The sequence below is a fragment of the Gemmatimonadaceae bacterium genome, from assembly GCA_019637445.1.
Taxonomy (GTDB): domain Bacteria; phylum Gemmatimonadota; class Gemmatimonadetes; order Gemmatimonadales; family Gemmatimonadaceae; genus Pseudogemmatithrix.
In genome coordinates this window covers 2,257,518-2,266,013 of record JAHBVS010000001.1, presented here as the reverse complement: position 1 = coordinate 2,266,013, position 8,496 = coordinate 2,257,518, and the positions used below count along the sequence as shown (strand labels likewise).

Annotated in this window: 6 protein-coding genes; 5 read left to right on the top strand and 1 reads right to left on the bottom strand. The window is 67.7% G+C overall.

What is annotated here, in order from left to right; all coding sequences use genetic code 11:
- Positions 1-6: 6 nt before the first annotated feature.
- Positions 7-2,814 carry an excinuclease ABC subunit UvrA gene (uvrA, locus tag KF709_10095; GenBank protein MBX3174754.1) on the bottom strand — a complete coding sequence of 936 codons (2,808 nt, stop codon included), beginning with the start codon at positions 2,812-2,814 and terminating at the stop codon, positions 7-9.
- Between the two features lie 244 nt (positions 2,815-3,058).
- On the opposite strand from uvrA, the gene KF709_10090 reads away from it, so the two are divergent.
- From KF709_10090 to KF709_10070, 5 genes are read left to right on the top strand one after another with little or no spacing between them, the layout of a single operon-like run.
- Positions 3,059-3,931: a tetratricopeptide repeat protein gene (locus tag KF709_10090; protein MBX3174753.1), complete on the top strand. Its 873-nt coding sequence runs from the start codon at positions 3,059-3,061 to the stop codon at positions 3,929-3,931.
- Positions 3,928-5,535: a transglutaminase domain-containing protein gene (locus KF709_10085; GenBank protein MBX3174752.1), complete on the top strand. Its 1,608-nt coding sequence runs from the start codon at positions 3,928-3,930 to the stop codon at positions 5,533-5,535. The genes KF709_10090 and KF709_10085 overlap by 4 nt, the downstream gene beginning before the upstream one ends.
- The gene (locus KF709_10080) at positions 5,532-6,290 is read left to right on the top strand and encodes an ABC transporter ATP-binding protein (GenBank protein ID MBX3174751.1); all 759 of its coding nucleotides are present in this window, start codon (positions 5,532-5,534) and stop codon (positions 6,288-6,290) included. Before KF709_10085 ends, KF709_10080 begins: the two co-directional genes overlap by 4 nt.
- A complete protein-coding gene (locus KF709_10075) occupies positions 6,274-8,025 on the top strand; it encodes a hypothetical protein (GenBank protein MBX3174750.1) in 1,752 nt (583 codons plus the stop codon). Before KF709_10080 ends, KF709_10075 begins: the two co-directional genes overlap by 17 nt.
- Positions 8,022-8,486: a GNAT family N-acetyltransferase gene (locus tag KF709_10070; GenBank protein MBX3174749.1), complete on the top strand. Its 465-nt coding sequence runs from the start codon at positions 8,022-8,024 to the stop codon at positions 8,484-8,486. The genes KF709_10075 and KF709_10070 overlap by 4 nt, the downstream gene beginning before the upstream one ends.
- Positions 8,487-8,496: the final 10 nt, after the last annotated feature.

Sequence of the window (8,496 nt, the reverse complement as noted above, 5' to 3'; positions counted from 1 at the left end):
AGCAGTTCAGAGAACTTTCTTGAGATACTGCCCCGTGTGCGACGTCGCGACCCGAGCCACTTCCTCAGGCGTGCCGGACGCAACGATCTGCCCGCCCCCGGACCCACCCTCGGGCCCAAGGTCCACGATCCAGTCGGCCGTCTTGATCACGTCGAGGTTGTGCTCGATCACCAACACCGTGTTCCCGCGGTCCACCAGCTTGTGCAGCACGTCGAGCAGCACACGCACGTCCTCGAAGTGCAAGCCGGTTGTCGGCTCGTCGAGGATGTACAACGTGCGCCCCGTGTCGCGGCGCGCCAGCTCCGTGGCCAGCTTCACGCGCTGCGCCTCGCCACCTGACAGCGTCGTCGCGCTCTGACCGAGGTGGATGTAGCCGAGGCCCACGTCATTGAGCACCGCCAGCTTGTGATGGATGCGCGGCTGGTTCTCGAACAGCTGCAGCGCGTCCTCCACCGTCATGTCCAGCACCTCGGAGATCGACAGCCCGCGGAACTTCACGTCCAGCGTCTCGCGGTTGTAGCGCTTCCCGCGGCACTGCTCGCAGGTCACGTACACGTCCGGCAGGAAGTGCATCTCGATCTTCACCAGGCCGTCGCCCTGGCAGGCCTCGCAGCGGCCACCCTTCACGTTGAAGCTGAAGCGGCCCGGCCCGTAGCCGCGCAGCTTCGCCTCCGGCATCTCGGCGAACAGCTCGCGAATCGGCGTGAAGAGGCCCGTGTACGTCGCCGGGTTCGATCGCGGCGTGCGGCCGATCGGCGTCTGGTCGATGTCGATGACCTTGTCGAGATGCTCGAGCCCCGCGATGCGGTCGTGCGCGCCCGGCACCACACGCGCCCGGAAGAAGTGCCGCGACAGCGTCTTCTGCAGGATGTCCTCGACAAGCGTGGACTTTCCGGAGCCGCTCACGCCCGTCACCGCGACAAAGCAACCGAGCGGAAACTCGGCCGTGATGTCGCGCAGGTTGTGCTCCTTCGCGCCCACCACGCTGAGCATGCGGTCCTTGTCGATCGGCCGCCGCCCCTCGGCGCGCAGGATCTTCTTCTTGCCCGTCAGGTACTGCGCCGTGATGCTCTTGGCGACCTTCTTCACCTGCGCCACCGTACCCTCGGCGATCACCTCGCCACCGTGCTTGCCAGCGCCGGGGCCCAAGTCGATCAGGTGATCCGCCTCGAGAATCGTCTCCTCGTCGTGCTCCACCACAAGCACCGTGTTGCCGAGGTCGCGTAGTCGCTTCAGCGTTTCCAGCAGGCGCGCGTTGTCGCGCTGGTGCAAGCCAATCGACGGCTCGTCGAGGATGTACAGCACACCCACGAGCCGAGAGCCGATCTGCGTGGCCAGGCGGATGCGCTGCGCCTCTCCGCCGGACAACGACTCGGCGGAGCGGTCCAGCGTGAGGTAGTCGAGGCCCACATCCACGAGGAAGCGAAGGCGCTCGCGCACTTCCTTGAGGATCGGCCCCGCAATGCCCGGGTCGAGGCCGGGCTTGCCGTCCTCCCGTACCGGGACGCTGTCGGCGAAGGCCAGCGCGTCCGCCGCCGAGCTCTCGGTGAACTCGCCGATGTTTCGGCCGCTGATCGTGACGGCCAGCGACTCCGGCTTGAGGCGTCGCCCATGGCAGGCGGGGCAGACACCGACCACCATGTACTCCTCGAGCTCACCGCGCACCGTGTCGGACGTCGTCTCGTTGTAGCGGCGCTGGACGTTGGCCAGCACGCCCTCCCAGCGCGTCTCGTCGTCCTTCTTCTTGGACTGCGTGCCGAACAGGAGTTCGAACTTCACGCGATCCGGCAGGTCGCCCCAGGGCGTGTTGAGCTCGAACTTGAGCTGCTTGGCGAGGCCCGGCAGGATCACGCGACGCAGATAGCCGTCCGGCTCACCCCAGGGCAGGATCACGCCCTCGAGAATCGAAATGCTTGGATCGCCGAGGATGAGCTCCGGGCTGGCCGTGCGCATCGTGCCAAGTCCGGAGCATTCCGCGCAGGCACCAAACGGCGAATTGAACGAGAAGTGCCGCGGCTCGAGCTCGGGCATCGAGATGCCGCAGTCGGGGCAGCCGTACTTCTCGCTGAAGAGCTGCGTGGCGCGCTTGCCGCCCTCGTGCCGCACGATCTCGGCCAGTCCCTCCGAGAGCCGCAGTGCCGTCTCGATGGAATCCGTGAGGCGCCCGCGATCTTCCTTACGCACGACCAAGCGGTCGACGACCACCGAGACATCGTGGTTCTGCCTTCGATTCAGCTTGGGCGGCTCGGCCAGCTCAATCAGTTCGCCGTCCACCATCGCACGCACGAAGCCCTGCTTGCGCGCGTCCTCGAAGAGTTCGCGGAACTCGCCCTTGCGACCGCGCACCAGCGGCGAGAGCACCTCGATCTTCGTGCCCGCCGGCCAGCCCAGCACGACGTCGGCGATCTGCGCTGGCGACTGTCGTGCCACCGCGCGCCCGCAGTTGGGGCAATGCGGCGTACCGGCGCGGGCGTAGAGCAGTCGCAGGTAGTCGTAGATCTCCGTGACCGTGCCGACCGTCGAGCGCGGGTTCGCGCCCGCCGTCTTCTGTTCGATGGAGATGGCCGGCGACAGTCCTTCGATGGCGTCCACATCGGGCTTCTCCATCAGCCCGAGGAACTGCCGCGCGTAGGCCGAGAGCGACTCGACGTAGCGCCGCTGCCCCTCGGCGAAGATGGTGTCGAAGGCCAGCGACGATTTGCCTGACCCGGACAGGCCCGTGATGACCGTCAGCTTGTCCCGGGGAATGGTCACCGAGACGTTCTTGAGGTTGTGCTCGCGGGCTCCGCGAACGATCAGGGCTTCGCCGGGCATAGTCATCTAAGTTCGCGACGTGGCGGGCTTTATGGTAGGGTCGGGGTCTGTGGATGGCCTTGGACGGAGGACGGAGGACGAAGGACGGAAGCGAACTGCGTCGGCGCTCCGCTTGCTACATTGTGGGGGGCAGCTTTGCGGCCCAGTTCCGAGGGCCATTCCGCCTCCGTCCTCCGTCCTCCGTCCTAGCAGCTTGTCAGACGACCGCCCGCTCCCCCCCGACCCCGCCCAGCTCGCCCTCGGCATGTTCGACGGCGAACCGCTCGTGGCCCCCACTGGGAGCATCGAGGAAGTGGTCGTGGCCGTGCCGCTGCGCGAGCCGCCGGTGTGCGGGGAGTGGTCCTATGACGACTCGGAGCTGGAAGAGACGCGCTTCGTGGCCCGTCGCATTGACGGAATGAGCGCTCCGACCAGCAAGGCGACGCCGATCATGCCCATCCGGGCCGTGGTGGACCCTAAGGCGATGGCCGCTCGAGCGGCGGTGCGCCAGCCGCCGATTCCGGAACCGGACTCCGGCCCCAAACGGCTCAGCAACGAGTCCGCCGCGCGGGCCCTGCGCCCCACGCTGGAGGCACTGCGCCTCGCCTTTGAGCAGACGCCCGGCGATACGCAGCGGGCGCTGGCGTATGCCGCCGCGCTGGAGCGCACAGGAGACGCGGCCGGCTCGCTCGCCGCCCTCGACAAGGCCGCTGCAGCCGGCGCCGACACCTTCGCCATCACCTGCGCGCGCGCCGGCGCGCTCGGCGCGACGCTCAAGTACGACGATGCGGCAAAGGCGATCAAGGCCGCCGCCAAGCTGCAGCCGGAGCACCCGGAAATCCTCGTGCAGACCGGCATCCTCGCCTGCCGCCGTGCGCGCTGGAAGGACGCCATCGAGCCTTTGGAGCGCGGCGTCGCCGCCGCTCCCGAGCACGCCCAGGCGCACTACTACCTCGGCGAGGCGCTCAACCACGCCGATCGGCTCGAGGACGCCAAGACCAACTACAAGCGCGCCGCCGAACTCGACCCCGAGAACTGGCGTGCGATGAAGGGCGTCGGCATGGTGCTCGACCGACTCGGCCGCTCCGCCGACGCCGCGCCCTGGTATAAGCGCGCACGGGAAGCGCAGCGCGGATGAGCGCGACGCCATCGCGGCCCTCAGCGCCGCCGCGCGGAAACAGGCGACGCCTCACTGCCATCGTCGTGCTGCTCGCCTGGAGTGCCGGCCTCGTCGCGCTGGTGCGCCGCGAGTTCTTCCGCGAGCGTGCGGCCATCCTCGCCGAGGCGGCGATGCGCCTGCCGCCGGGCGCCAACTACTACGTGGTGGAGCAGGACGGCCGACAGATCGGCTTCGCCTCCACCACGATCGACACGACCGGGACCACGTTCGAGGTCGTCGACTACTTTATCGCCGACCTGCCGGTGGCGGGTCAGAACCTGCGCGCGAGCGCGCGCAGCGTGATCACGCTCTCACGTGCGCTGGCCCTGCGACGCTTCGACGTGGCCATCGAGGCGCCGGATGCGCCGATGTCGGTGTCTGGCGGCGTTGAGGGTGACAGCGCCGTCGCCTTCGTGCTCCAGATGCCCGGACAACCGAGCGACACGCAGCGCATCGCAGTCGAGGGACCGATCCTCGTGCCGACGCTCATTCCGGCAGCCGCCGTGTTGGTGCAGCAACCGAAGGTCGGCGCCGTGGTGACGCTGGCCAGTTTCGACCCGCGCACGATGTCGCCGGCGGAGGCTCGCGTGCGGATCGCCGCCGAGTCGCTGTTCACGGTCGTCGACAGCGCGGGTTACGACCCCGCGAGCAACCGCTGGATCGCGGCGCACGAGGATACGGTGCGCGCGTGGAAGCTCGAACCCGAGGGCGAAGGCTCCGGCTTCAGCGGCTGGGTGGATGCCAACGGTGGAGTCGTCGCCAGCACGCAGCCCGGCGGCATCTCACTGCGCCGCTCGGCCTACGAGCTCGCGTTCGAGAACTGGCGTCGCAACCTCGGTGCCGCGGGCGGTGCGAGCGGCTCAAGCGGCAGCGGATCGCTCGGCGACCTGCTCGAGGGCACGGCCATCGCCGCCGGGGAGATGCCGGGCCGCGCCGCACCCCGCGTGCTCACGGCGCGCCTGACCGGTGTGCCGCTCGGGAGTTTCGACCTGCGCGGCGGACGCCAGACGCTGAACGGTGATACGCTGCGCGTCTTCCGTGAGCCAGCCGGCGCACTGAACCCCGACTGGTCGTTGGCCAGTGTGTCGCAGGGCTTCCGGCAACGCTACGCGGCCGAGCTCGCGGCGGAACCGCTGCTGCAGGTGAACGACCGCGAGATCGTGGACCTCGCCGTGCGGATCGCCGGCAACGATCGCGATCCCGGCGTGGTGGCCGAACGCATCAATCGCTGGGTATTCGACTCGCTGGAAAAGGCGATCACCATCAGCGTGCCGAGCGCCATCCAGGTGCTGCGTACGCGGCGCGGCGACTGCAATGAGCACACGCAGCTCTTCGTGGCGCTGGCGCGTGCGGCGGGCATCCCGGCACGTATCAACACCGGGCTGGCCTACGTGAACGGCAAGTTCTACTACCACGCCTGGCCGGAAGTGCGGCTGCGGGACTGGGTGGCGGTGGACCCGACCTTCGGCCAGTTCCCCGCCGATGCCGCGCACCTGCGCTTCATCCGGGGCGGACTCTCGCGACAGGGCGAGCTGCTGCGCCTCGTCGGCAACCTCAAGGTGGACATCCTGGACGCCCGATGATCGAGATCAAGAAGCTGACCAAGCAGTACGGCGACTTCGTGGCCGTGAAGGGCATCGACCTCGTGGTGCCGCGCGGCGAACTCTTCGGGTTTCTCGGGCCGAACGGCGCGGGCAAGACGACGACGCTGCGCATGATGGCCGGCATCCTCAAGCCGACCAGCGGCGCCATCTCCGTGGCGGGCGTGGACCTCATCGGAGATCCAGTGCGCGCCAAGTCCAAGCTTGGCTTCATTCCTGACCGGCCGTTCATCTATGAGAAGCTGACCGGTTCGGAGTTCCTGCGATTTGTCGCAGGGCTGTACGACCAGGAAGGCCCCGAGGTCGAGCACCGCGCACGCGAGTTGCTGGCGCTGTTCGACCTCGAGCAGTGGCGCGACGAGTTGGTGGAGAGCTACTCGCACGGCATGCGGCAGAAGCTGATCATCTCCAGCGCCTTCGTGCATCGGCCCGAGGTGATTGTCGTGGACGAGCCGATGGTGGGCCTCGACCCCAAGGCGGCGCGCATCCTCAAGGACCTGTTCCGCGAGTACACGCGCCGCGGCCACACCATCATCTTCTCGACGCACACGCTGGAGGTGGCCGAGTCGCTCTGCGACCGCCTGGCCATCATCGTGCAGGGCGAGATCAAGGCGTACGGGACGATGCGCGACCTGCGTGAGCAGCTGCAGGGCGGCGAGAAGGGGCTCGAGGAACTGTTCCTCCGTCTGACGGGCGAGAACGCGGCGCGGGACCTGGTGGATGTCCTCGACGCCTGAAGTCCTGCAGCCGCCCCTGCTGGGGCCGACGGGCGAGCATCAGGCAACGCTGCCTGATCCGCCGCTGCTACACCTGCTACTGCCCAAGTGGCTGACGGCGCGCGCGCGCACGGTGAAGGGCGAGAAGGGCCGCGGCGCACGCTTCGGCATCCTCGCCTTCGTCGGCGTGATGTTCTGGGCCTTCATCTTCGGCGTGCTCTACCGGCTACTGACGTACTTCCGCGGCGTCGAGGAGATCGGCGCGCTGCTGGCGGGCAAGCTGCTCGGCCTGATGCTGCTGGGCTTCACGTCCATCCTGCTGCTGTCGAACGTGATCACGGCGCTGTCGAGCTTCTTCCTCGCGAAGGACCTCGACATGCTCGTGGCGGCGCCGGTGGATTGGCTGCGGCTCTACGGTGCCAAGCTGCTGGAGACGATTGTCGCATCGAGCTGGATGGTGGTGCTGGTCTCCATCCCGATGTTCACGGCATATGGCATCGTGTACAAGGGTGGCCTGCTGTTCCCGCTCGTGGCGCTGGCGGTGATGCTGCCGATGTTCGTCATCCCGGCGGTGGTCGGCAGCGCGGTGACCTTGATTCTCGTGAACGTGTTCCCGGCGCGGCGCACGCGGGACATCCTCTCGGTGATCGCGGTGCTGGCGGCCGGTGGCATCGTGCTGCTGTTCCGGCTGATCCGCCCCGAGCGGCTGGCGCGCCCCGAGGGATTCCGCTCGCTGATGGAGTTCATCACGGTACTCCGCACGCCGACCTCGCCGCTGCTGCCCAGCGAGTGGGTGTCGAAGGCGACGATGGGCTTCCTGCAGGAGCGGCCGGACTGGCTCTCGCTCTACATGTTGTGGAGCACGGCGGCCGCCGCGGTGGTGCTTGGTGCCCTGCTCCACCGTTGGCTCTACCACACGGGGTTCAGCAAGGCGCAGGAGAGCGCGCAGCGCTGGGTGAAGAAGGGCGGCTTCCTCGCCACGCTCGGCGACACGCTGCTTTCGCCCTTTGGGATCCTGCGCCGCGAACTCGTCCTCAAGGAACTGCGACTGTTCTTCCGCGACACCACGCAGTGGTCGCAGCTCATCCTGCTGGCCGTGCTGGTGGTCGTCTACGTCTACAACATCAAGTTCCTGCCGCTGCGCGGCGAAGGCATCACTTTCTTCCTCGTGAACGTGGTGCCCTTCCTGAACCTGGTGCTGGCCGGATTCGTGCTCGCGTCGATCGCGGCGCGCTTCATCTTCCCCGGCGTCTCGCTCGAGGGGCGCACGCTGTGGCTGCTGCGTTCCAGCCCAATGGCCGTGCGCGACCTGCTCTGGGCCAAGTTCTGGGTGGGCACGACGCCACTGCTCATCCTCGCGGTCGCGATTGTCGGCGTGACGGACTATCTGCTCGAGGTCAGCGATTTCATGTTCTTCGTCAGCGTGGGCAGCATCACGCTGATGACCTTCGCGCTGAGTGGGATGGCCATCGGCTTCGGCACGATGTTCCCGCAGTTCGAGACCGAGAACGCCGCGCAGATCCCCACGTCGTTCGGGGGCCTCCTCTATATGATGGCGTCGGTGGCCGTCATCGGCGGCGTGGTCGTGCTCGAGGCGCGGCCCGTGTATGGCTACCTTGCCGCCAAGGCCTTCGGGCAACCGATCGAGCCCACGGAGATGGCGCTGGGCTTTGGCCTCGCCGCCCTGCTCTGCATCGGCGCCACCGTGATTCCCATTCGCATCGCCCTGCGTCGGCTGGAGGCCGTCGAACGATGACCCGCATCACCACCGCCAACGAGACCGACATCGGGCAACTGCTGTCGCTCAACAACCGATTCGCGGCCTCCGGCCAGACGCTGTCGCGCTCCGCTGAGTTCGCGGCCAACCATTTGGGCGACTATCGCGTTCTGCGCGACGCGCAGGGTGGCGTCATCGGCTGCATCGCGCTCGACGAGTACTCGCCTTCGGTGGCGGAGATCATCTCGCTGGCCATCGAGCAGGATGCGCAGGGGCTCGGCTACGGCAAGAAGCTCATCGACGCCGCGGTGAAGCTGGCGAAGAAGCGCGGGTACTCGGACCTCTTCGCGGTGTCGTACTCCGACGAGCTCTTCCTCAACTGCGGGTTTGAACGCGTGCCGTTGGAGACGTATCCCGAGAAGATCACGCGCTATGTGAAGGTGGACCGCACGGAGATCGAGGTCGGGCGGAAGCACTGCTTTGCGCGGCGGCTGCAGTAGGCGTCGCGTC